The sequence below is a fragment of the Streptomyces sp. NPDC098789 genome (genome assembly GCF_044759975.1).
In the GTDB taxonomy this organism is placed as follows: domain Bacteria; phylum Actinomycetota; class Actinomycetes; order Streptomycetales; family Streptomycetaceae; genus Streptomyces.
The window spans coordinates 236,145-262,865 of the sequence record NZ_JBIWAJ010000009.1 but is presented as its reverse complement, the minus strand read 5'-3'; the positions used below and the strand labels follow the sequence as shown (position 1 = coordinate 262,865).

At 73.0% G+C, this 26,721-nt stretch carries 3 protein-coding genes; all 3 read right to left on the bottom strand.

Annotated features, from left to right (window positions below; translation table 11 throughout):
• Positions 1-56: 56 nt before the first annotated feature.
• Genes ACIQWR_RS20650 through ACIQWR_RS20640 form a run of 3 tightly spaced genes read right to left on the bottom strand, consistent with a single transcriptional unit; the run spans position 57 to position 26,721 of the window.
• On the bottom strand, positions 57-4,952 hold the full coding sequence (locus ACIQWR_RS20650; protein WP_404011386.1) for a condensation domain-containing protein: 4,896 nt from the start codon (positions 4,950-4,952) through the stop codon (positions 57-59).
• A 17-nt stretch (positions 4,953-4,969) separates the two neighbouring features.
• On the bottom strand, positions 4,970-20,416 hold the full coding sequence (locus tag ACIQWR_RS20645; protein WP_404011384.1) for an amino acid adenylation domain-containing protein: 15,447 nt from the start codon (positions 20,414-20,416) through the stop codon (positions 4,970-4,972).
• Entirely contained in the window at positions 20,416-26,721 is a 6,306-nt protein-coding gene (locus ACIQWR_RS20640; RefSeq protein ID WP_404011382.1) for an amino acid adenylation domain-containing protein, read from the bottom strand. Before ACIQWR_RS20640 ends, ACIQWR_RS20645 begins: the two co-directional genes overlap by 1 nt.

The window sequence follows — 26,721 nt, the reverse complement described above, 5'->3', positions numbered from 1 at the left end:
CCCTTCGGCACCCCCGTCGACCCCGACGTATAAATCACATACGCCGGCGAAGAAACCTACACCACACCCGAACCACGGACTCCAGCACCAACCTCGGGCAACACCACCTCGGGCAACACCACCTCGTCCAAAACCACCACCGCCACACCGTCAACCCGCGGCACCACACCCGCATAACCAGAAGACGTCACCACCGCCACCGGACGCGCATCCCCGAACATGAAGGCGATCCGCTCACCCGGATAATCCGGATCCACCGGCAAATACGCCGCGCCCGCCTTCATCACCGCCAACGAAGCCACCACCGACTCCACCGAACGACCCAGAACCAGCGCCACCACCGACTCCGGCCCCACACCCAAACCCACCAAATACGCAGCCAAACGCTCCACACGAGCATCCAACTCCGCATACGACAACGACACCCCCACCGACTCCACCGCCACCGCACCCGGAGTCCGCCCCACCTGCACCCCGAACAACTCCGGAAACGTCAACGCCTCCGGCACCACCACCGAACCCGACACACCCCCACCCGACAACCACCCCAACTCCTCACCCGACAACAACCCCACCGAACCCACCACACCCGAAACCCCACCGACCACCGACTCCAACACCCGCACCACACGACCAGCGATCGACTCCACCACCCCACGCCCGAACACATCCGGACGGAAGGACCAGTGGATGCTCATCTCGTCGCCGCGCTGCATCACGATCAGCCCGAGCGGGTAGTGCAGGGAGTCCTCGACGGCCGCGTCCACCACGCCGAGCTCCTGGGCGGAGCTCTCCAGGGCGGCGGCGTCGACGGGGTAGTTCTCGAACACGACGAGCGAGTCGAAGAGTTCGCCCGTGCCGGTGAGGCGTTGGAGGTCGGTCAGGCCCAGGTACTGGTGGTCCAGCAGGGCGGACTGCTGCTCCTGGAGCCGGACCAGCACGTCCAGCAGCGGCTCCGTGTGCGGGACACGGACCCGCACGGGAAGGGTGTTGATGAACAGGCCGACCATCTTCTCCACACCGGCCAGCTCCGGCGGCCGGCCCGAGACCGTGGCGCCGAAGACGACGTCCTCCCGGCCCGTGAGCGCGCCCAGCACCACTCCCCAGGCACCCTGGACCAGCGTGTTCACGGTCAGACCGTGCTCGCGGCCGACGGCGACCAGCCCGGAGACCAGCTCCTGGGGCAGGCGCTGGGTCCACCGCTGCGGCGCGGCCGTCGCGCGGTCCGCGCCCGCGGGGGCGAGCAGGGTCGGCTCGTCCACCCCGTCCAGTGCCGTGCGCCAGGCGTTCTCCGAGGCCTGTCGGTCCTGCGCCGCGAGCCAGCCGAGGTAGTCGCGGTACGGGACCACCGCCGGCAGTGCGCCGTCGTCGCCCCGGCTCCCGTACAGCGCGAAGAGCTCCTGGACGAGCAGCGGCATGGACCAGCCGTCCACCGCGACGTGGTGCACGGTCAGGACGAAGCGGTTGCGGTCGGGAGCGAGCCGGATCAGGGTGCAGCGGATCAGGGGGGAGCGCTCCAGGTCGAACCGCTCGGCGCGGTCCTCGGCGAGCAGGCGCGCGACGGCGTCGTCCGCCGCGCGCGGGTCGAGGCCGGTCAGGTCGACCTCGTTCCAGGGGAGGTCGGCCGTACGCGGGACGACCTGCAGCACATGGCCCGCATCACCGGTGACGAAGCGGGCACGGAGGTTGTCGTGCCGGCGCAGGAGGGCCTCGGCAGCGGCCCGCAGGCCGGGCCCGTCCACCGTTCCCTCCAGTTCGAGGGCGGACTGGATGGTGTAGACGTCCGCTTCCGCGGCGTCGTAGAGGCCGTGGAAGTGGAGGCCCTGCTGGAGCGGGGAGAGCGGCAGGACGTCCGCGAGCCCGCCGGGTGCGGCCTCCAGCCGGTCGATCTCGCTCTGGGACACCGTGACGAGCGGCAGGTCGGACGGCGTCAGGCCGCCGACGTCCGGAGTGCGGGCGAGGGCGGCGAGCTCGCGCAGCGTCCGGAACCAGCTCTGGGCGATCTCGCCCACCTCGGCGTCCGTCAGCAGTTCGGCCGGCCACGTCCAGGACGCCACCAGGCGCTGCCCCTCGGGGTGCGCGACGGCGGCGGCGTCGAGGTCCAGGGTGTGGGCGAGGGGCAGGCCGGCATCGGCGCTGCCGCCGAGGTCGTGCGCCCGCACCGGGTCCGTGTCGGCGGCGTCGTCGGTGGGGGCTGCCGTACCCACGCGACCCAGGTAGTTGAATCCGATCTGCGGCGCCGGGTGGCCCGCGAGCTCACGGCCCGTCTCCGGGTTGAGGTGGCGCAGCAGGCCGTAGCCGATGCCCTTGTCGGGCAGGGCGCGCAGCTGCTCCTTGACCGCCTTCAGCGCCCCGGCGAGGGACGGGGCCCGCGGGTCCAGCGCCACCGGGTAGGCGCTGGTGAACCAACCCACCGTGCGGGACAGGTCGAGACCGTCGGCGATCTCCTCCCGGCCGTGGCCTTCCAGACCGACCAGAACGGCCCCGGCGTCACCGAGCCCGCGCTCGCGGCGCCAACGGGCGACGGCGAGCGCGAGGGCCGTCAACAGCACGTCCTCCACACCGGCGTGGAACGCCTCCGGCACAGGGCCGAGCAGCGGCTCCGCGACGTCCGCCGGCAACGTCATCGTGAGCCGGCGCCCGCTGCCCACCACGTCGCGCGCCGGGTCCACCCTGCGCGGGGCCAGCAACGGATCCGCCGTGCCGGCGACCGCCTTCCACAGCTCCAGCTCGGCGGTGCGGTGCGCCGAGGACGCCTCCGTGGCCAGCAGCCGGGTCCAGCCCCGCAGGGACGTGCCCACCGGTTCCAGCCGTACGGGCCGCCCCTCGCGGACAGCCGTGAAGGCGGCGGCCAGGTCCGGCAGCAGGATGCGCCAGGAGACCCCGTCGACCGAGAAGTGATGGGCGACGAGGGCAAGTTCACCGGGCTCTTCGGCCCCCCGGTCGAACCAGACCGCCTCCAGCATCCGACCGGCGGCCGGCTCCAGGCGCAGGACCGCGGCCCGCACCTCCCGCGCCACGTCCACGTCCGCGTCCGGCCCCGCGACACGGCGCACGATGTCCTCGGCGCGTACGGCTCCCACCGCGGCGGCCTCCAACGACCACGCGGCATCCGTCCCATGGCCCAGGCGCAGCCGCAGGGCGTCATGGCTGTCCAGCACCGCCTGCACGGCGGTCCGTACGCCGGCCTCGTCGAGCCCCGCCGGAACCGGCAGGGTCATCGTCTGGTGGAAGGTCCCGAGAGATCCGCCCCGGTCGAGCTGTGCGTGCATGGCCGGGGTCAGCGGGAGGATCCCCACGCCGTCGTCCGTCGTCGTCCGAGCGGCTCGTGCGCCCGGGTCGAGCGCGGCCAGGCGCGCCGGCGTCCTGTGCGCGAAGATCTCCCGCAGCGTGAGGGTCAGACCGGCCTTCCGCGCGCGGTGGGCCAGTTGGATGGAGCTGATGCTGTCGCCGCCGAGCGCGAAGAAGCTGTCGTGCACGCCGGCCGCGGCGAGGCCGAGGACCTCGGCGAACAGCGCGCACAGCGTCTCCTCGCGCTCGTCGCGCGGCGCCCGGGCGGCCTCCCCGGGTCCTTCCGGCTCCGCCGCCCCGTGCGTGCCGGCGGCCGGGACCAGGCGCGCGCGGTCGGCGGCGGAGAACAGCTCGATCGCCCTCACCTCCCGCTCGGGCTCGGAGGCGAAGACCTCCAGGAGACCCAGGAAGCGGTCGAGGACCTCGCGGGCGGCGTCCGTGGAGAAGAGGTCCTGCCGGTGGTCGAGCCGGACCTCCATCCGGTCGCCGCGGACGGTGCTCTCCAGGTTGAGCGCGTAGTGCGTGGCATCGCTGGTCGCGGCCGAGACGGCGCCGATGCGGGCCGCGGAGTCCCGCAGCTCGTCCGCGTCGACGGGGAAGTTGGCGAAGATCGTCATGGCGTCGAAGAGCTCGCCGACGCCGGCGGCCCGCTGGATGTCGGCCAGCCCGAGGTGCTTGTACGGGAGCAGCTCGGCCTGCGCGTCCTGCAGCCGGCGGACCTGCTCGCGCAGGGGCAGCGCGCCGTCGATCCGCAGCCGGACCGGGACGGTGTTGATGAACAGGCCGACCATGCTCTCGATGCCGGGCACCTCCGGCGGGCGGCCGGAGACGGTCTCGCCGAACACGACGTCGGAGCGGCCGGTCAGGCTGCCCAGGACCAGGCCCCAGGCCGTCTGGACGACGCTGCTCAGCGTGAGCCCGAGGGACCGGGCCCGTGCGGCCAGGGCACCGGCCAGCTCGGTCGGCACTTCGTGGAGGAGCTTGCCGGGCAGCGCGGCTCCGGGGGCGACGCCGGCCGGCGCGACCCGGGTGGGGCCGCCGATCCCGTCCAGGGCTTGCCGCCACGCGGCTTCGGCCTCGGCCTTGTCCTGCTGCGCGAGCCAGGAGAGGTAGGTGCTGTAGGGGGTGACCGTCGACAGCCGGGTCGGGTCCGCGCCGTTGTCGTACAGCGCCATGAGCTCGCCGAGTACGAGCGGCATCGACCAGCCGTCCAGCACGATGTGGTGTGCCGTGACCGCGAAGCGGTACTCCTCGTCGGCCAGTCGGACCAGTGTGAAGCGCAGCGGGGGGACGGCCAGGTCGAACCGGCGCGTGCGGTCCGCGTACAGCAGCCGGGACAGTTCGGCTTCGCGGTCCGCGTCGGTGGCGGACCCGCCGAGGTCCACCTCGGTCCACTCGGGCTCGACGTCGCGCAGGATCACCTGGACCGGCTCGCCGTTCTTGCGGTTGCGGAAGCTGGCCCGCAACGCGTCGTGGCGGCGCAGCACGGCCCGTACGGCGCCGAGCAGGGCCGCGGCGTCGACGGCGCTGCGCAGGTCCAGCGTCATCTGGAGCACGTAGACGTCGGTGTCGGCGTCGCCCTCGCCGTAGAGGGCGTGGAAGAGCATGCCCTTCTGCAGCGGAGCCAGCGGCCAGATGTCGACGAATCCCGGCTTTGTCACGTCGCTCGTTCCATTCATCAGCTCAGACCACTCTCGAATTCGTCGATCTCGTCCTGTGACAGGGAGAGCAGGGACAGGTCGGACGGCGTGAAGCCGCCGGCCGCGGGGAGTTCCGCGTGCGTGACCAGGCCCCGCAGCGCCTCGAACCAGAGCTCTGCCAGCTCCTGCACGTCCTCCCGGGCGAACAGCGCGTCCGGCCAGGTCCAGCGGGCGTGCAGGCGCACTCCGTCGGTGCCCCGGACCGCCTCGGCCGAGAGGGTCAGGGCGTGGCGCAACGGCGTGTGCGCGGGGCCTCCCGTGGCGGTGGGCCGCGGTCGGTCCTCGGGGGGCTCGTAGGTGAAGCCGATCTGGGGTTCGGGGTGACCGGCGAGCTTGCGAGCCGTCCGCGGGTTGTGGTGGCGCAGCAGCCCATAGCCGATGCCACCGTCCGGGATGGCGCGCAGTTGCTCCTTGACCGCCTTCAGTGCGATGCCGAGGGCCGGGCCACCGGAGCGGACCTCGTCCGGCGACAGCTCGCCGGGGTCGACGGCCGCCGGGTATGCGGTGGCGAACCGGCCGACCGTCCGGGAGACGTCGATCCCGTCGGCGAGCGGGGTGCGGCCCGCGCCCTCCAGGCCGACCAGCACCGCGCTGCCGTCACCGACGCCCCGTTCGCGGCGCCATCGGGCGACGGCGAGGGCGAGTCCGGTCAGGAGCACGTCCTCGACGTCGGCGTTGAACGCCTCCGGGAGTCGGCCCAGCAGCGGCTCGGCCACGGCGGCGGGCAGCGTGAGCTCGGCCTCGCGCGCCGATCCCAGCACGTCGGCGGCGGGGTTCAGCGGGCGGTCGGCGAGCAGCGGGTCGTCGGTCGCCACGATCTCCCGCCACAGCGGGAGTTCCGCCGCCCGGGCCGGCTCGACGGCCGCCCCGGCGAGCGTGCGCGCCCAGCTGCCGTACGGGGTCCCCGCGGGGGCGGCCCCCACGGGCCCGCCTGCCCCGGCAGCCTCCCAGGCCGCCTGGAGGTCCTGCCGCAGGATCTTCCCGGACGCACCATCGGCGACCAACTGGTGTGTGATGAGCGCTAGTTGACTCGCACTGTCGGGTCCGGCGTCGAACCAGACGGCTTGCACGACCGTCCCGTCCGCGGGCGCCAGCCGCAGCACGGCCGCCGCGACCTGCTCGTCCACCAGAGCCGCGTCCCGGGCCACGACCCGGGTGAGGCGGTCCTCCGCGCGGACCGAGGCGGCCGCGGCCACCTCCAACGACCAGCCGGATTCCGCGTCGGGCGTCACCCGCAGCCGCAGCGCGTCGTTGCGGTCCAGGAGGGACTGCACCGCCGCGCACACCGCCTCCCGCGTCACACCCGCCGGTACGGCGAGGAGTTGCACGGCGTGCGCCGTGTCCTCGGGCGCACCGCGCCCGAGGAGCGCGAGCACCGGTGCGGTGAGCGGCAGCCCGCCCGCCGCGTCCTCGGGACGTTCGCGGCCGGCGGCGTCGGCGACGTACTGCTGCGGCATCCGGGCGAGCGCGCCTGCGGTCTTGTGCTTGAACACGTCGCGCAGGCCGATCCGCACACCGGACTCGCGGGCCCGGCCGGCCAGTTGGATGGCCATGATGCTGTCGCCGCCCAGCGCGAAGAAGTCCTCGTCCGGTCCCGCGCCGTCGATGCGCAGGACCTCGGCGAACAGCCCCGCCAGGAGCTCCTCGCGCTGCCGCACCTCGGGGGTCCGCGGCTGCGTCCCGGACTGCGCCGGGTCCTCGCCGGACCGCCCGGCCAGCAGCAGTCGCTCCAGGAGCGCCGGGCGCACCGCGGCCCACCAGCGGGCGGGCGCGTCGCCCCCGGTGCTCCGCACCGGCTCGTCGGCGCCGGTGGCCAGGCCCTCCAGCACGTCCCGCAGGGCGTCCAGGAGCGCGGCGACCTCGGCTCCGCTGAACATGTCGGGCCGGTAGCCGATCCGGCAGTGCAGCGCGGTTCCGTCCAGACCGGCGTCGAGGGTGATCGGGAAGTGCGAGTTGTCGCCGTTCATCTCGACGTCGACGGCCCGCAGTCCGTCCTCGCCGTCCCCGAAGCCGGCGCCGTCGGCGGGCGTGTTCTGGAAGACCAGCAGTGTGTCGAAGAGCTCTCCCGTCCCGATCGACCTCTGGAGGTCCATCAGGCGCACGAACTGGTGGTTCATCAGGTCCACCTGCCGGTCGGCGAGGTCGCGCAGGAACTGCGCGACCGTGGCCCCGGGCTCGATGCGGACGCGGACCGGGACGGTGTTGATGAACTGGCCCACCATCCGCTCGATGCCCGGTACCTCGGGCGGCCGTCCGGAGACCACCGCACCGAAGACCACGTCGTCGCGTCCGGTGATCCGGCTCAGGAGCAGTCCCCACGCCCCCTGCACCACCGTGTTCATGGTGAAGCCGTGCCGTGCGGCGAGCGCGGCGAGGCGGCCCGTCGCGTCGCCCGGCATCATCAGGGAGACCTTCTCCGGGACGACGGGCGGCCGGTCGGAGTCGGCGGGCGCCAACAGGGTGGGCTCTCCGAGACCGTCCAGTTCGCGCGCCCAGGCGGCGCCCGAGGCGGACCGGTCCCGGGCTGCCAGCCAGCCGAGGTAGTCGCGGTAGGCCGGGACGGGGGGCAGCGCCGCCGCATCTCCCCCGGCGCGGTAGATCCGGATGAGTTCCCCGATGAGGATCGGGGTCGACCAGCCGTCCAGCAGCAGGTGGTGGAAGGTCATCACCATGCGGTGGCGTCCCGGTGCCAGGCGCAGCAACGCGCACCGCAGCAGCGGGGGCCGGTCGAGGTCGAAGCGACGTGCGGCCGCCTCCTCCATGACCCGGGCCACCTCCGTCGTGCGCGCGGCGTCGCCCAGGGCGCTCAGGTCGAGCTCCTCCCAGGGCAGCCGGTTCTCGGCCAGCAGGAACTGGACGGGGTGAGCGAGCCCTTCGTGTGCGAAGCCCACGCCCAGGTTCGCGTGGCGGTGCAGCAGGGCCTCCACGGACCGGCGCAGGACGCTCGCGTCGAGCGACCCCTCCAGGTCCAGGCCGAACTGGACGGTGTAGACGTCCGGCCCCAGGTCGTTGTAGAGGCTGTGGAACACCAGCCCTTCCTGGAGCGGGGTGAGCGGGAGGACGTCGACCAGGGCGGGCCGGCCCGATTCCAGGTGCTCGATCTCCTGCTGGCCGAGGGCCACCAGCGGGAAGTCGGCGGGCGTGCGGCCACCGCTGCCCGCACGTCCCGCATGGGTGGCGAGAGCGGCCAGCGCGCGCTCCCAGTCCTGGGCCAGTTCGTGCACGTCCTGCTCGGTGAGCACGCCGTCGGGCCAGGTCCAGCGCACGGACAGGCGGGGACCGTCGACGTGGTCGACGACGGCCGCCTCGATGCGCAGGGCGTGGGCGAGCGGTGCGTCCGGGTGGTCGCCGGCGCCGTGCGGCGCCGTGTCCTCGAAGCGGCCCAGGTAGGCGAAGCGGATCTCCGGTCCGGCGTGGCGGGCGAGCAGCGGCACGGTCTGCGGGTTGACGTGGCGCAGCAGCCCGTAGCCCACGCCGTGGGCCGGGACGCCGGCGAGCCGTTCCTTGGTCCGCTTGAGCACGGACCCGATCCGGTCGCCCTCCGGGAGGGTCCCTCCGGGCGCGGGGACGTCCAGGAGCAGCGGGTGCGTCACGGTGAACCAGCCGGTCGTGCGGGACGGCTCCGGCTCGGCCGTCGCGGCCCGACCGTCCCGGTCCAGGGCCACCAGGACACCGCCCTCGGCGTCCTGGCCGCGGCGGCCGCGGCGCTCGCCGACCGCGGCGGCCAGCGCCGCGAGCAGGACTTCCGCCACGCCGGTGCCGAAGCGCGCCGTGACCTGGTCGAGGAGGGGCGCCGTCTCGGCCGGCGAGAGCGCGCGGTCGAGGCTGCGGGCCGTACGCGTGAGGTCGCGGGCCGGGTCGAGGGGCCGGTCGGCGAACGGCGGGGCGGGAGCACCGAGGACGGCGTCCCAGAGCGGGAGTTCCTCCAGGAGGTCGGGTTCGGACGCCTTCTGGGCCAGTTCCTGCGCCCACGCCCGGTAGCTGCGGCCGACCGGGACGGCCTTGCCGTCCCACAGGGCGCGCACGTCGTCCGCCAGGACGGCGAGGGAGCCCTCGTCCGCCGCCAGCCGGTGCACCACGAGGAGGAGCCGGTGGGCCGCTCCGGGGCCGGCGTCGAACCAGACCGCCGCCGCCACGACCGCGTCCTGCGGCGCGAGCCGGGCCCGGGCGGCCACGGTCTGCTCCCGGACGACGGCGTCGACCTCGTCCTCGCGGAGCCCCTGGACGTCGACGCGCAGCGGCGCCAGGTCCACGGCGCCCCGGGGCAGCGCTTCCAGGCTCCAGAGCAGGTTGCCGGCGCGGCGGGTGAGGCGCAGCCGCAGCGAGTCGTGGCGGTCCACGAGCGCGCGCAGGACCGCGCCGATCCGCTGCTCGTCGCAGTCGGCCGGAAGGGAGACCAGGGCCGTGCCGCTGAGCTGCTCGAAGACGCCGCCCCGCTCGCGCAGCAGGTGCATGGCCGGGGTGAGGGGGATCTCCCCGACGCCCGTGTCGGCGGCGGCTTCGTCGTCGACGTCGGCCCCGTCCGCCACGACGACGGCGACCGCGGCGAGCTCTTCGACGGTGCGCCGGCGCAGTACGTCGGCGGCCGTGAACTCCAGTCCCGCCTCGCGGGCCCGGCTGACCAACTGGATGGAGACGATGCTGTCCCCGCCCAGCTCGAAGAAGCTGTCGTCGATGCCGACATCGGTCACACCGAGCACCTCGCCGACGAGCTTGCAGAGCTCGGTCTCCTTCGCGTCGCGCGGCGCGCGACCCTGGGGCCGGACTCCGAAGTCGGGTTCCGGCAGGGCCTTGCGGTCCACCTTGCCGTTGGCGCTGAGCGGGAGCTCGGCCAGCGTCGTGTAAGCGACGGGCACCATGTACTCGGGCAGGCGGGCCGCGAGGTGCTCGCGGAGCAGCTCCGCCTTGGGCGCCCGGGATCCCTTGGTGACGACGTAGGCGACCAGTTGCTGTCGGCCCGCGGCGTCCTCGTGGACGATCACGGCCGCGTCGGCGACCTTCGGGTAGGCCACGAGCGCCGATTCGATCTCACCGAGCTCGATGCGGAAGCCGCGGAGCTTGACCTGGTCGTCGGAGCGTCCGACGAACTCCAGCTCGCCCCCGGCGTTCCAGCGCACGACGTCGCCGGTGCGGTAGAGGCGCTCGCCGGGCGTCCCGAACGGGTCGGCGACGAACCGCTCCGCCGTCAGGGCCGGCCGCTCCAGGTAGCCGCGCGCCAGCCCGACCCCCGCGATGTACAGGTCGCCCGCCGTGCCGGGCGGTACGGGCCGCAGCGTCCCGTCGAGGACGTAGAGGCGGGCGTTCCACAGCGGCCGGCCGATGGCGGCCGGGCCGTCCCCGGTGAGCGCTCCGCTCATCGTGGCGTACACCATCGCCTCGGTCGGTCCGTAGGCGTTGATCAAGCGCCGGCCCCGCGACCACCGCGCCACGTGGTGCGGCGCGATGGGTTCGCCGCCGGTGACCATGGTGCGCAGGGTGGGCAGTTCGACGTCCGGCAGGGTGGAGATGACGCCCGCGGTCGTGTGCAGGTGGGTGATGCCGTGCTGCTCGATCAGCGTGGCGAGCTCCTGCCCCACGGGTGACCGGTGGCCTTCGGGCAGGACCAGCGCGGCCCCGCTCAGCAGGGACAGCACCAGGTCTCCGACGGACACGTCGAAGCTCGGGGAGACCGACTGGAGGACCCGGGCGTCCGGCCCGCCCCGCAGGTTCTCCCGCTGCGCGCCGACCATGCTCGCGAATCCGGTGTGGGTGACCACGACGCCCTTGGGGTGCCCGGTGGAGCCCGAGGTGTAGATGACGTAGGCGGGGTGGGCCACCGACAGCGGTGCGGTGCGGTCCCGGTCTGTGGGGTCGGTGACGGGCATGGCGGCGACCGCGGTACGGGTCTCGGGCGCGTCGGTCACCACCGATCCGGCGGCCCAGGGGGGCTGGTCCCCACCGGCGTCCCGGGTGGTCAGTACGAGCGCCGCCCGTGCGTCCCGCACGGTGAACCCGATGCGTTCGGCGGGGTACCCGGGGTCCACCGGCAGGTAGGCCGCCCCCGCCTTGAGCACACCGAGCGTGGTCGCGATCCAGTCGACGGACCGCGGCACCACGACGGCGACCCGCTGCTCCGGGCCGATGCCCTTCGCGATGAAGAAGTGGGCCCACTGGTTGGCGAGCGCGTTGAGCTCGCCGTAGGTCAGCGACCGGTCTCCGCAGACCAGCGCCACCCGTTCGGGATCGCTCGCGGCGTGCGCTTCGAAGAGGGCCGGGAAGGTCTGCGGTTCGGCCGGGCGCTCGGTGGTGTGCCACTCGTCGAGGACCTGGTGGCGCTCCTCGGCCGAGAGCAGGTCGAGCCGGCCGATGGGCCGGCCGGGGTCCGCGGAGGCCGCGTCGAGCAGGGTCACGAAGCGTCGCACGAGCTCCTCGACCCCGGCCCGGTCGAAGACGTCCGTCCGGTAGTCCACGCGACCGGCGAGGCCGGCGGGGGCGCCGTTCTCGTCGCGTTCCTCGCCGAGCTCCACGCCCAGTTCGAGCTTGGACGAGGCCAGCTCGACGGTTTCGACGCCGACCGTCAGACCCGGCAGTTCCAGCCGGGCGGCCGCGTTGTTCTGGAAGGACAGGAACACCTGGAACAGGGGGCTGTGCGCCACCGAACGCTCGACGCCCAGGTGGTCGACGAGCCGCTCGAAGGGCACGTCCTGGTGGGCGTAGGCGGCCAGGTCGGCGGCCCGTACCCGGGCCACCAGCTCGGCGAAGGTGGGGTCGCCGGAGACGTCGGTCCGCAGCACCAGGGTGTTGACGAAGAACCCGACGAGGTCGTCGAGGGCCTGGTCCGTGCGGCCGGCGACGGCGGTGCCGATCGGGATGTCGGTGCCGGAACCCAGTCGGCTCAGCAGCGTGGCGAGGCCCGCCTGCACGACCATGAAGAGACTGGCCTGGTGGGTGCGGGCCAGGTCGGCGAGGCGTGCGTGCAGTGCGGCGTCGACGGTGAACTCGAAGGACCCGCCGCGGTGGCTCACCTCGGACCCGCGCGGCAGGCTGGAGGGGAGCTCCAGTTCCGCGGGCGCCCCGGCCATCGTGGTGTCCCAGAAGTCCAGCTGCCGCGATATGAGGCTGTCGGGGTCCTCTTCGCTGCCCAGGAGTTCCCGCTGCCACAGGGTGTAGTCCGCGTACTGCACGGGCAGCGGGGAGAACCGCGGCGCGCGCCCGTCCCGGCGGGCCGTGTAGGCCACGGAGAGGTCCCTGGCGAGCGGGCCGTTCGACCAGCCGTCGGTGGCTATGTGGTGGACGCTCAGGAGCAGTACGTGCTCGGTGTCCGAGAGGACGAACAGGGTGGCCCGCAGCGGGAGTTCCGCCGCCAGGTCGAATCCCCGCTCGGCCGCGGACCGCATCGCCTCCGGCAGGGCCTCCTCGGTGGTGTGCACGCTCTCCACGGGCACGACCGCCGCGGCCGGGTCCAGGACGGACTGCCGCGGCCTGCCCCCTTCCTCCGCGAAGACGGTGCGCAGGCTCTCGTGTCGCCCGACGAGGTCCGCGAGCGCGCGGGTCAGTGCCTGGCGGTCCAGGGTGCCGGACAGCCTGATGCCGATGGGGATGTTGTAGGTGCTGGTCTCGCCCTCCAGCCGGCCGAGGAACCACAGGCGCCGCTGGGCGTACGACAGGGGGATCCGCGCGGGCCGTTCGCGCACGTCGAGGGCGGGTCGTTCGCGGTGACCGGGGGTGATCTGCGCCGCGAGCAGGGCGGGTGTCGGGGCGTCGAAGACGGCCCGCACGTCCACCTCGGTGCGGAAGGCCGCCCGGACCCGGCTGAGCAGCCGGATCGCGCTCAGCGAGTTCCCGCCGAGGGCGAAGAAGTCGTCGTCCACGCCGATCCGCGGCACGTCCAGGACCTGTGCGAACAGGCCGCACAGGATCTCCTCCTGCGGGGTCCGGGCGACGTTCTCGGCCGCGGCGGTGGTGAATTCGGGTGCGGGCAGCGCCGCGCGGTCGAGCTTGCCGTTCGGGGTCAGCGGCAGCGAGTCCAGCAGGACGACCGCGTCCGGGACCATGTACTCCGGCAGCAGGCCGGCGACCCGCTCGCGCACCTCCTGGGCGTCGACCACCGCTCCGGGCCCTGGCACGACGTACGCCACGAGCTGCTGGGCGTCCGGCCGGTCGGTGCGGACGACCACGGTCTGCGCGGCGACGCCGGGGTGGGCGGCGACCGCGGCGACGATCTCGCCGAGTTCGATGCGGTGGCCCCGGACCTTTACCTGGTCGTCGGCGCGGCCGACGAAGACCAGGTCGCCGTCCGGCCGGCGGCGCACCACGTCGCCGGTCCGGTACATCCGTTCCCCGGCCGGGCCGAAGGGGTCGGCGACGAACCTCTCGGCGGTCAGGGCCGCCCGGTTCAGGTAGCCCCGGGCCAGGCAGGGCCCCGCGACGAACAGCTCACCCGGCGTGCCCACGGGTGCGGGCCGCAGGTTCGCGTCCAGCACGTAGGCCCGTACGTTGCCCTGCGGGCGGCCCATGGGGACCGGACCGGAGGGAACGGCGGCCCCCGGCTCGATGCGGTACTCGGTGACGTTGACCGTGGCCTCGGTGGGCCCGTAGACGTTCCAGACGGTCGCGTGCGGGTGGAGCTCGCGCCACGGCGCGAGCGCCTCGCCCACGAGGGCTTCGCCGCCGAGGAGCAGTTCGGTCCTCGGGGAGTACGCGGGCGGCAGGGCGCCGAGCAGCGGCAGGTGGCTGGGGGTGGCCTTCATGAAGGTGCACGGCGCCGCGGCGAGGCGCGCGTCGAGCGCCGCGTCCTGGGCCAGGTCGCCGATGACCACCGCGCCCCCGACGGTCAGGGGGGTGAACAGTGCGGTGACGGTGAGGTCGAAGGAGACCGGCGAGTGCAGCAGCGCGACGCCCGCGGCCCCGGGGTACGCGCGCCCGGTCCAGCCCAGGTAGTCGACCACGGAACGGTGGGTGACCACCACGCCCTTCGGCTGCCCGGTGGAACCGGAGGTGTAGATGACGTAGGCGGGGTTCTCCCGGGTCAGGGGCGCGGTGCGCACCGCGTCGACGGGGTCGGCGACGGGGCGCAGCGCGAGGGCGGCGACCGTGGCGGGGGCGTCGAGGAGGACGTGTTCGACACCGGTGTCCGGCAGCCCGGAGGCCACCGCGGCGGTGGTCACCACCAGCCGCGGCGCGGAGTCCGCCAGCACGTAGCGGATGCGCTCCCGCGGATGGGCGGGGTCGACCGGCACGTAGGCCGCCCCGGACTTCAGGACCGCGAGGAGGGTCACGACGAGCTCCGCGGACCGCTCCACGGCCACGGCGACGAAGGTCTCCGGTCCGGCGCCCCGGGCGATCAACTCGTGCGCGAGCCGGTTCGCCCGTGCGTTGAGCTCGCCGTAGGTGAGCTCGGTCGCACCGGACACCAGGGCCACGGCGTCCGGCGTGCGCGCCGCCTGGTCCTGGATCAGCTCGGTGACGGCCGCGTCGGAAGCGGGGGTCGGCGGGCCGTTCCAGCCCTGGGTCAGCCGTTCCCGTTCGGCCCCGTCGAGGGTGTCGAGCCGACCGACGGGGAGCTGCGGGGTGGCGGCGACGGCCTCCAGCACCCGGCGCATCTGCCCGACGATGTCGCGGGCCGCGTCCTCGTCGAAGAGGTCCGGGCGGTAGTACCAGTTCAGGACGGTGCGTCGGCCCTCGTGCATCACCACCATGCCGAGCGGGTAGTGGTTGTCGCCCCGGGTGTCCACCTGGGAGAGGGTGAGGCCGTGCACCGGTGGCTGCCCGTCCTCGGCTTCCGGGGGGAAGTTCTCGAAGACGACGGCCGTGTCGAAGAGGGTGCCCAGGCCGGCGATCTGCTGGAGCTCGGAGAGTCCGAGGTAGTGGTACGCGAGGAGGTCCACCCGCTGCTGCTGCACGCGGGCCAGGGTGTCGATCACGGGGACCGCCGGGTCGAGGCGGACCCGTACGGGCACGGTGTTGCTGAAGAGTCCGACCATCGACTCGACTCCGGGCAGCTCCGGCGGCCGGCCGGAGACCGTTTCGCCGAAGAGCACGTCGTCCCGCCCGGTGAGCCGGGACAGCACGATCCCCCACGCGCCCTGGACGACGGCGTTCATGGTCAGCCCGTGCGCGCGGGCCCGGTCGACGAGCGCGGCGGTCAGCTCCGGCGGCAGCTGGTCGACCACGCGCCCGGGCAGCACGGACTCGCCGGCCGCGGCGCCGGGGGCGATCAGGGTGGGCTCGTCCACTCCGGCCAGTGCGGTGCGCCAGGCGGCGACCGCCTCGGTGCGGTCCTGGGCGGCGAGATGGGCGAGGAAGTTCTTGTAGGGGACGACCGGGGGCAGGGTGGCGGCGTCGCCGCGGTGCCCGTACAGCTCGAAGAGCTCCGCGGCCAGCACGGGAGCCGACCACCCGTCGAGCAGCAGGTGGTGTGCGGCGAACAGCAGCCGGTGGAGGTCCTCGCCCAGCCGGATCAGCGTGAAGCGCAGCAGCGGCGGGCGCTGTGGATCGAAGCGTCGGCCGCGCTCCTCGGTCAGCAGCCGGTCCAGGGCGGCTTCCTGCTCCGCGCCCACCAGATCGCTGAAGTCGAGCTCGTTCCAGGCGAGTTCGGCCCGGTCCGGGATGAGCTGTACGGGTCGCCCGTCCGCCGTGTAGTGGAATCCGGCGCGCAGGCTGTCGTGGCGCACCAGCAGCCCGCGCACGGCCGCGCGCATCGCCTCGGCGTCCAGCTTCCCGCGCACGTCCACGGCGAGCCGGGTGATGTAGACGTCCTCGGCCCGCTGGTCGTACGCGGTGTGGAAGAGCAGACCCTCCTGGAGCGGGGAGAGCGGCAGCACGTCGATCAGCCCGGGCTGGGCCGCCTCCAGCGCGTGGATGTCGTCCTGCGTCAGGGTCACCAGGGGCAGGTCGGAGGGCGTGAACCCGCCGCCGGCCGTCGGCTGCTCGGTGTGGGCGACCAGCGCTTCCAAGACCCTCGTCCACAGCTGCGCGAGCTCGCGCACGTCCTGCTCCGCGAGCAGGTCCCGCGGCCAGGTCCACGTGGCGCCGAGCCGGGGCCCGTCGGCGTGCGTCATCGTCACGGCGTTGACGGAGAGGGTGTGGGGCAGGGCCGTGTCCTGGTCCGCGCCGCCGCCGAGTCCGCCGTGGTCCGCATCGGTGGCGGAGCCCAGGTGACCCAGGTAGTTGAAGCCGATCTGCGGCTCGGAGAGCTTCGCCAGGGCGACGGCGCTGCGGGGGTTGAGGTAGCGCAGCAGGCCGTAGCCGATGCCGTTGTCCGGGATCGCCCGCAGCTGCTCCTTGACCGCCTTCAGGGCCGTGGCCAGTGCGGGACCGGCCGCCTCCACCTCCGTGATCGAGATGGCGCCGGGGTCCAGGCGCACGGGGTACAGGCTGGTGAACCACCCCACCGTGCGGGAGAGGTCGACGTCCGGGGCGATCTCCTCGCGTCCGTGTCCCTCCAGCCCGACGAGCACGGCCGTGCCGTCGCCCCGGCCGCGTCCGCGGCGCCACGCGGCGACGGCGATCGCCAGGGCGGTGAGCAGTACGTCGTTGGCGCCCGCGCGGAAGGCGGCGGGGACCTTGCCCAGCAGCGGCTCGGTGACGGCCGCGGGCAGCTCGACGGTGAGGTGCCCGGCCCGGGCGAGGGTGTCCCGTGCGGGATCCAGGGGACGGTCGGTGAGCAGCGGGTCCGGGGTGGACAGGACCTCCCGCCACAGGGGTAGTTCCCTGATGCGGGCCGGCTCTCCGGCGGCCGCCGTGAGGTGCTGTGCCCAGCGGCGGAACGAGGTGCCCACGGGCTCCAGCTCCAGCGGACGGCCCGCGAGGGCTGCGGCGAGGGCCTGCTCCAACTCGGGCAGCAGGATGCGCCACGACACCCCGTCGACGGCCAGGTGGTGGATCACCAGGAGGAGCCGGCCGACGGAGCGCGGTCCGGCGTCGTACCAGACGGCCTGCACCATGGTCCCGGCCCCGGGGGCGAGCCGCTGCTGCGCGGCGGCGAACTCCTTCTCGGTCAGGGCGGCCAGTGCTTCGGTGTCCAGACCCGCCACGTCGACTCGGTGCAGGAGGTCCGCGGCCGCGACCGCTCCGCGCGGCGCGACCTCCAGGGCCCAGTCCTCGATGTCCTCGACGCCCTCGATCCGGGTCAGCCGCAACCGGAGCGCGTCGTGGTGGTCCAGGAAGGCCTGGAGGACCTCGGCGAGCTGCTGCTGCCCGAGGCCCGCCGGAACCGGGACGGGCATGGCCTGGTTGAACTGGTCGACCGGACCGCCGCGTTCGCTGAACCAGTGGATGACGGGAGTGAGGGGAACTCCGCCGATTCCGTCGTCGGAGGACCCGCGCACGGGTGCGGCGGCCTCCTTGGCGACCGCCACGAGGGCCTCCACTGTCTTGTGTGTGAATACGTCCCGGGGACTGAAATGCAACCCCGCCTTACGCGCCCGACCCACCAACTGGATCGAAATGATGCTGTCGCCACCCAACTCGAAGAACGACTGATCGACACCCACCGAATCCAAACCAAGAACCTCCCCGAACAACCCCGCGAGAAGCTCCTCCCGCTCCGAACCCGGACCACGCCCCACACCCACCGAAAACTCCGGAACAGGCAACGCCCTACGATCCAACTTCCCATTCGCCATCAACGGCAGCCCATCCAGAACCACCACCAACGAAGGCACCATGTAATCCGGCAGAGAACCCGCAACAAACTCACGAACCCCCGCCCCATCCACCGGAACACCACCCCCCGCCACCACATACGCAACCAACCGCTTCACACCCGGCCGCGCCTCATCCACCACCACCACCGCCTGACCCACACCCCCATGACGCAACAACACACTCTCGATCTCACCCAACTCGATCCGGAAACCCCGAACCTTCACCTGATCATCCACACGCCCCACAAACTCCAACTGACCATCCACACCCCACCGCACCACATCACCCGTGCGATACATCCGCTCACCCACACCACCGAACGGACACGCCACAAACCGCTCGGACGTCAAACCAGCCCGCCCCAAATACCCCCGCGCCAAACCCACACCCGCCACATACAACTCACCCACCACACCCGGCGGCACCAAACGCAACCCACCATCCAGCACGAACACCCGCGTCCCCACCACCGGCACACCAATCGGCGGCGCACCACCACCCCCCACCAACGGCACACTCATCGACACCGCCACCGTCGACTCCGTCGGCCCATACGCATTCACCATCCGACGCCCCGGAGCCCACCGAGAAACCAACTCCGCCGACGTCGCATCACCACCCACCACCAAACACCCAAAACCCTCCAACCCCACCGACGAAACACTCGCCAACGCCGCCGGCGGAATCAACGCATGCGTCACCCCACGACCCGAAATCAACTCCGCCAACGGCTCACCCGCCAACACCCCCACCCCAGGCACCACCAAAGCCGCACCCGAAGTCAACGCCATGCACAACTCCAACACCGACGCATCAAAACTCGGCGAAGAAAACTGCAACACCCGACTCGAACCCGACACCGCAAAACGCTCACACACCGACGACGCGAACGCCGCCAACCCCGCATGCGTCACCACCACACCCTTCGGCACCCCCGTCGAACCCGACGTATAAATCACATACGCCGGCGAAGAAACCGACACCACACCCGAACCACGGACTCCAGCACCAACCTCGGGCAACACCACCTCGGGCAACACCACCTCGTCCAAAACCACCACCGCCACACCGTCAACCCGCGGCACCACACCCGCATAACCAGAAGACGTCACCACCGCCACCGGACGCGCATCCCCGAACATGAAGGCGATCCGCTCACCCGGATAATCCGGATCCACCGGCAAATACGCCGCGCCCGCCTTCATCACCGCCAACGAAGCCACCACCGACTCCACCGAACGACCCAGAACCAGCGCCACCACCGACTCCGGCCCCACACCCAAACCCACCAAATACGCAGCCAAACGCTCCACACGAGCATCCAACTCCGCATACGACAACGACACCCCCACCGACTCCACCGCCACCGCACCCGGAGTCCGCCCCACCTGCACCCCGAACAACTCCGGAAACGTCAACGCCTCCGGCACCACCACCGAACCCGACACACCCCCACCCGACAACCACCCCAACTCCTCACCCGACAACAACCCCACCGAACCCACCACACCCGAAACCCCACCGACCACCGACTCCAACACCCGCACCACACGACCAGCGATCGACTCCACCACCCCACGCCCGAACACATCCGGACGGAAGCTGAGTTGCAGCCGGAGACGGCCCTCCTCGATGTGCGCGATCAGGCACAGCGGGTAGTGGTTGGCGTCGAGGACCTCGAAGTTCTCGATCCGCAGGCCGCCCGCCTGGGTGCGCAGCGCCTCCAGGTCGAAGGGGAAGTTCTCGAACGCGACGTAGGTGTCGAAGAGTTCCGTGTGGCCGGAGACCCGCTGGATGTCGCTCATGCCGAGGTGCTGGTGCGGCATCAGGTCCGTGTGCTCGCGCTGGATGCGGCCGAGTACGTCGAGCAGCGGTGCGTCCGTCGGCACCTGGATCCGGACCGGCAGCGTGTTGATCAGCATGCCGACCATCCGCTCGGACCCCACGATCTCCGGCGGGCGACCCGCGACGACCGTGCCGAAGACGACGTCCTCCCGGCCCGTGAGCGCGCCCAGCACGACGGCCCAGGCGGCGTGGAGGGCCGTGTTGAAGGTCAGCCCGTGGCCGCGCAGCACGGCGGCGATCGCCTCCGTGGTGTCGGCCGGTACGTCCAGGAAGACCAGCTCGGGCTTGACGACGGCGTGCCCCTGCTCCTGTCCCCCGCCCAGCCGGGTCGGCTCGTCGAGTCCGGAGAGCGCCCGCTGCCAGGCCGACTCGGCCGCGCCCCGGTCCTGCTTGGCCAGCCAGGCGAGGTGGTCCCGGTACGGGGTGACCTTGGGCAGTGCGCGGTCGTCGCCCTGGTGCCCGTAGAGCTCGAAGAACTCACCGAGCAGGACGGAGGTGGACCAGCCGTCGAGCAGCAGGTGGTGGAACGTCCACAACAGCCGGTACGTCCCGTCGCCGAGGTCGATCAGGCGGAAGCGCATGAGCGGCGGGCGGGCCAGGTCGAAGCGCCGGGCCTGCTCCTGGATCTGGATGCGCTCCAGCTCCGCGGCCCGCTCGGGGGCGTCGAGGCCCGCCACGTCGGTTTCCTCCCACGGCAGTTCGACCTGCCGGGCGACCACCTGGACGGGCCGGCTCTGCTTCGGGTGCAGGAAGCCGACCCGGAGGTTGGCGTGACGGCGCAGCAGGGTGGCGGCGCTGGCCCGCAGGGCCTCGACGTCGACGGTGCCGGCCAGGTCGAGGACGACCTGGACGGTGTAGACGTCGTGGCCCTGCTCGTCGTACAGCGCGTGGAAGAGCAGGCCCTCCTGAAGCGGCGACAACGGAAGGATGTCCTCGGGACCCGACTTCGTCATTACAACGTCCTCCACTCGGCTTCGAGCATGTCGATCTCGTCTTGGGAAAGGTCCACCAGAGCCAGGTCCGATGGGGTGTAGCCGCCGGCGTCCGGCCCGTCCGCGTGGTCGATGAGCACGCTGAGCGCCCGGAACCACCCTTCGGCGAGCTCGCGCACGTCGGTTTCGGCGAGGAGCCGCTCCGGCCAGGTCCACGAGGCGAGGAGCCGCGGACCGTCGGGGTGCTCCTGGGCCAGGGCGTTGACCTCCACGACGTGCGTGAGCGCGAGTCGCGCGTCGCCGTCGCCGATCACGACCTGTGACTCGGTGGCGGGACCCCAGTCGGCGCTCGCCGTATCGCCCGGGGCGGCGGCCCGCCCGAAGTAGTTGAAGAGCATCTGCGGCCGGGCGAGCGCCGCCAGTGCCGGTCCCGCGACGGGGTTGAGGTGGCGCAGCAGGCCGTAGCCGATCCCGCCGTCCGGCAGGGACCGCAGGTGCTCCTTCACGGTGCGCAGCGCGGCGCCCGCAGGCGCCCCACCGGCCCACAGTCGCTCCCGGTCCTCGACGTCGAGGTCGAGGCGGACGGGGTAGAGGCTGGTGAACCAGCCCACCGTGCGGGACAGGTCGAGGCCGTCGGCGATCTCCTCGCGGCCGTGCCGCTCGATGTCGAGGAGGACTTCGCCCGCTCCGGTGCGTCCCCGCTGCCGGCGCCAGTCGGTCACCGCCAGGGCGAGGGCGGTGACGAGGACGTCCTGGACCGTGGCGTGGAAGGCGGCGGGCACGCTGGTCAACAGGCGTTGCGTCTGCTCGATCGGCAGGGTCAGGCTCAGCTTTCGCGCGGTGCCCACGACGTCCTGGTCCGGGTCGAGTTCCGCGTCCACCAGGGTGGGCGCCGGCAGGCGCAGGGCCTCGGTCCAGAGGGTGGTCTCCGCCGCCACCCGGGTGTCCCGCAGGGCCTCCGATCGCAGCAGCTGGGCCCAGTGCCGCAGCGGTGTGCCCACCGGGGCCGGCTGCGGCTGCTTGTCGGCGACGACGGCCTCGTACGCAGCGCGCAGGTCGGGGAGCAGGATCTGCCAGGACACGCCGTCCACCACCAGGTGGTGGGCGGCGAGGAGCAGCCTGCCGGGGCGCTGCGTCCCCGCGTCGAACCAGACGGCCTGGAGCATCAGCCCCGCCTCCGGCGCCAGCCGCGACCAGGCCGCGCGGGCCTCGGCGCCGATGGCCGCGCCGAGCCGGTCGTCCGCCAGGGCGGTGATGTCCACCGTCCGCAGCAGCCGCTCGGCCCGTACGTCCGCGCGCCCGGCGATCTCGTAGGCCCACGGTCCGCTCGCGGTCTCCCGCCGGCGGCGCATGCGCAGGGCGTCGTGCTGGTCGAGCACCGCCTGGAGCGCGGCAGTCAGCTCGCTCGCGCCGAGGCCGGCGGGGACCTGGAGCAGCATCGACTGGTTGAACGTGTCGACGGGGCCGCCGCGGTCCTCCAGCCACCGCATGATGGGAGTCGCGGTCAGCTCGCCGATGCCGGCGTCCGTGTCGAAGACGACGGGGCCCGCGGCCAGCATCGTGACCGCTTCGGCGAGCCGGGCCACCGTCTTGTGTTCGAAGACGTCCCGGGGCGAGAGGTCGAGGCCCAGTCGCCTGGCCTTGCTGACCAGTTGGATGGAGAGGATGCTGTCGCCGCCCAGCTCGAAGAAGCTCTCGTCGAGGCCGACGCCGGCGAGTCCCAGCACCTCGGTGAACAGGGCCGCGAGGGCTTCCTCCCGTTCGTCGCGGGGCTCACCGTTCCCGTCGGCCGTGCCGAACTGCGGCGCGGGCAGCGCGCGGCGGTCGAGTTTGCCGTTAGGGGTGACCGGCATGCTGTCGAGGACGACGAACGCGGCGGGCACCATGTAGTCCGGAACGGCCGCGGCCACGTGCCGGCGCAGGTCCGGCCCCTCGGTCCGCCGGCCCTGTTCGGGCACGACGTAGGCCACGAGCAGCTTGCGTCCGGGCTCGTCCTCCCTGACCGCGAGCGCGACGCGGGCCACGTCCGGGTGGCCCGCCAGCACGGACTCGATCTCTCCGAGCTCGATGCGGAAGCCCCGCAGCTTGACCTGTTCGTCGGCGCGTCCGAGGAACTCCAGCTGGCCGTCGGCGCGCCAACGGGCCAGGTCGCCGGTCCGGTACATCCGGCCGCCGCCCGTGCCGTTGGGGTCCGCGACGAAGCGCTCGGCGCTGAGGCCGGGCCGGCCCAGGTATCCGCGGGCCAGGCCGGCTCCGGCCACGTACAGGTCGCCGGCCACGCCCCGGGGGACGGGCTGCAGGGCGCCGTCCAGGACGTAGACCCGGGTGTCACGGATCGGCCCGCCGATCGGCGGGCCGCCCGCGTCGGCGGCGAGCGGGAGGCTCATGGTCGCGCAGACGGTCGTCTCGGTGGGACCGTACGCATTGATCATCCTGCGGCCGGGCGCGAAGCGGGCCACGAGCTCCGGTGCACACGCCTCGCCCGCCACCACGAGGGTCATCGCGGCCGGCACCTGGGCCGTGGTCAGCACCGCGAGGGCGACCGGGGGGATGGTGGCGTGGGTGACCCGGTGCCGGGCCAGCACGTCGGCCAGGTCCTGCCCCGGCAGCAGTCGCTCGGCCCGCGCCAGGACCAGGGCGGCCCCGGTCAGGAGCCCCATGCACAGCTCCCAGAACGCCGCGTCGAAGCTGGGCGAGGCGAACTGCAGCACGCGGCTGCCCGGTCCGACGCCCAGGTGCTCCGCCTGCGAGCGCGCCAGGCTCGCGACGCCGGCGTGGGAGACCACCACGCCCTTCGGCCGACCGGTCGACCCCGAGGTGTAGATCACGTACGCGGCCCCGGACGGCGACACCTGCCGTGCCGCGGGCGGGCCGGGGCGCGGGTCGCCCGCTTCGTCGATCAGGAGGACCGGTACGCCCCCGCCGGGCAGGGTCCCCGCGATCTCGCGGACGCTCACGAGCAGGGCCGGAGCGGAGTCCTCCAGGATGTAGGCGATGCGTTCCGCCGGGTAGTCGGTGTCCACCGGCACGTACGCCGCGCCCGTCTTGAGGACGGCGAGCACCGCCACGACGAACTCCACCGACCGCGGCAGGGCCACCGCGACGCGGCTCTCCGGGCCGACGCCGTACTCCGCGAGCAGCGACGCGAGGGCGCTCGTGCGGGCGTCCAGTTCCGCGTAGCTCAGCACGGTGTCCTCGAAGAGCACCGCGGGTGCTCCGGGGGTGAGCGCCGCCCGCGCCGAGAAGAGCTCCGGGAAGGTCCCGCCGGGTGCGGTCCCGCTCGTGGTGTCGTTGAACTCGACGAGGATGCGCTGCCGTTCGTCGGCCGAGAGCACGTCGATCCGGCTCACCGGCCGCCGTGGATCGGCCGCCGCGGCGGTGAGCAGGCGCAGCAGCCGCTCCGCCATCGCTTCGACGGTCTCCCGGTCGAAGAGGTCGCGGCTGTATTCGAGACGCGCCGCGATGCCGGCCGGCGTCCCGTCCGTGCGCAGGGATTCCTCGGCGCCGAAGACCAGGTCGACCTTGATCAGGCCGGGGTCGACCTGCTGCGGGACGGCCGTCAGACCGGGCAGCGCCATGGTGGGGCTCTGGGCGGTGTCCACGTCCAGCATGACCTGGAAGAGCGGGTTGCGGGACCGGGAGCGCTCCGGGTTGAGGGCCTCGACCAGTCGCTCGAAGGGGACGTCCTGGTGGGCCTGTGCCCCGAGCGTCGTCTCGCGCACCCGGGCCAGCAGCTCGCCGAAGGTCGGGTCCCCCGACACGTCCGTGCGGAAGACGAGGGTGTTGACGAAGCAGCCGATGAGGTCGTCCAGTGCGGAATCGGTGCGTCCGGCGACGGGTGCGCCGATCGGGATGTCCTGGCCGGCGCCCAGCTTGCTCAGCAGCAGCGCCACGGCGCCCTGGAACACCATGAACAGGCTGACCTGGTGCTCCTGTGCGAGCGCGGTGAGCCGCTCGTGCAGGGCGGTGTCGACGTCGAAGCGGACGATCTCCCCGCGCTGGCTCAGCTCGGCCGGCCGCGGCCGGTCCACCGGCAGCGCGATCTCTTCCGGCAGGTCGGCCAACGCCTCCTGCCAGTAGCGCAGTTGCTCCGCGACGGGGCTCTCCGGGTCGTCCTCGGCGCCGAGGAGTTCGCGCTGCCACAGGGTGAAGTCGGCGTACTGCACGGGCAGCGGCTCGAAGCGGGGCGCGTGCCCCTGAGCCCGGGCGGTGTAGGCCCGTTCGAGGTCACGGGCGAGGGGGGTCAGCGACAGGCCGTCGCCGATGATGTGGTGCAGGATCACCAGCAGGACGTGGTCCTCGGGACCGACCTCCAGCAACAGCGGCCGGATCGCCGGGCCGGCCGCCAGGTCGAAGCCCTCCGCGACGGCTTCCGCGACCGTGCGGTCGAGGTCGCCCGCCTCGACCCGCAGGTCCCCCAGCACCGGTCGTGCGTCCTCGGGAGCGAGGACCTGCTGGCGCGGCCTGCCCTCGGTGTCGGGGAAGACGGTCCGCAGGCTTTCGTGCCGGGCGACCACGTCGGCCAGCGCGTCCGCGAGCGCCAGCCGGTCCAACCGGCCGCCGAGGCGCAGGGCGAGGCCCATGTTGTACGCACCCGTGGCTCCCTGGAACCGGTCGATGAACCAGAGGCGTTGCTGGGCGGGCGACAACGGAACCTCTTCGGGCCGCGCCACGGGCGCCACCGAACGGCGGGCGCGGCGGGCGCCTTCGATCCGCCGTGCCAAGGCTCCCGCCGTGGGTTCCTCGAAGACCGTCCGGATCGACAGCTCGGCGCCGAAGACCTCCCGGATCCGGCTGAGGAGCCGGATGGCGCTCAGTGACTGGCCGCCGAGGGCGAAGAAGTCGTCGTCGAGACCGACCCGCCGCAGGCCGAGGACCTCTGCGACCAGCGCGCACAGCCGTTCCTCGCGCGGGGTGCCCGGTGCACGGTAGGGAGCGGGCTCCCGGCTGCGGCCCCCGTCGGTGTCGACGGAGTCGGAGTCGGAGTCGGCGGGGCGCGTCCAGTGCGCGGGCAGGGGCAGATCGAGTGCGTCGAGCCGCTGATCGGGGGCGGCGGCGGCGAGGGTCGAGAGGAAGGCGACGAGCCCCTCCCGGTGTCCTCGGGCCGCGTCCGCGTCGTACAGGTCGGCATTGGCGTGGAGGTCGACGAGGAAGCCGTCGTTCGCCTCGCGGTTGTCCACGATCAGCGAGAGGTCCTCCTCCGGGCCGATCGAGAAGCCGCGCACCGTGGCGGGGTGGCCCGCGAAGGAGAGCGGCTGGCCGTACATGATGAGGTTGATCTCGGGGCCCCAGAGCCGCTTGCTCTCCCCCACCCGGTGCAGGTCGCGGTGGATGTCCTCGTAGCGGTAGCGCTGGTGCCGCAGGACGGCGTGGACCTCGTCGCTCGCGGAGCGCAGCAGCTGCGCCACGGTGGTGTCGCCGCGGACCGTCAGCCGGACGGGAACGGCGTTGGACACCATGCCGGGCGTGGCCCTGGCGACCGCGTCGGGGCGGGCGGCGACGGCGAGGCCGAGCACGATGTCCTCGACACCGGTGAGGCGGTGCAGGTAGGCGGCGATGCCCGCGACCGCCGCCGTCGGCCAGCTGACCCCGATGTCGGTGGACAGGGCGCGCAGCGCGTCGGCGGCGGCGGCGGACACCTCGCCGGTCTGCCGCACGTGATCGGTCGGTACCCGGGTGGGACGCGGTGCGAGGCTCACCGGTGCGGGAAGCCCCGCGAGGTGTTCGGTCCAGAACGCGCGGTCCGCGGCGAACCGTTCGGACGCCCGGTAGTCGGCGTCCTGCTCGACGAGCCGGCCGAAGGGGTGGAACGGCGTGGCCGACGCCTCCCGGCCCGCTGCCAGCTCCGTGTAGAGCGAGGCGACCCGAGCGACGATCAGGGACCAGCTGTAGCCGTCGACGATCGCGTGGTGCACGCGGCTGAACCACGTGTGGCGGTCGGCGGCGAGCGTGATCAGACCGAAGGTGAACAGCGGCCCCCCGGCGAGGTCCACCGGCTCCGCGGTGCGGGCGAGCATCCACTCCTCCGCGGCGGCCGCGGGGTCGGCCAGGGAGCTCACGTCCAGCGTGTGCAGCAGCTCCACCGGCGCGGGGGCGATGACCTGGAGCGGACCGTCGGGGCCCGGCACGAAGCGGATCCGCAGGGTCTGCGCCTCGTCGACCACGCGGCGCAGCGCGGCTTCGAAAGTTCCGGTATCGACCCCGCCCTGTATCTCCACGCATTCCGCGATGCTGTACATGGGGTTGTCCGGGTTCATCTGCTGCGCGAGCCACATTCCGGACTGGGCGGCCGTCAACGGCATTTCGTACCGATTCTGATCGGCCAT

What these genes read in the sequence shown, in the direction of transcription:
- ACIQWR_RS20645 (WP_404011384.1), bottom strand. Translation starts at nt 20,416, where the DNA reads ATGACGAAGTCGGGTCCCGAGGACATCCTTCCGTTGTCGCCGCTTCAG.
- ACIQWR_RS20640 (WP_404011382.1), bottom strand. Translation starts at nt 26,721, where the DNA reads ATGGCCGATCAGAATCGGTACGAAATGCCGTTGACGGCCGCCCAGTCC.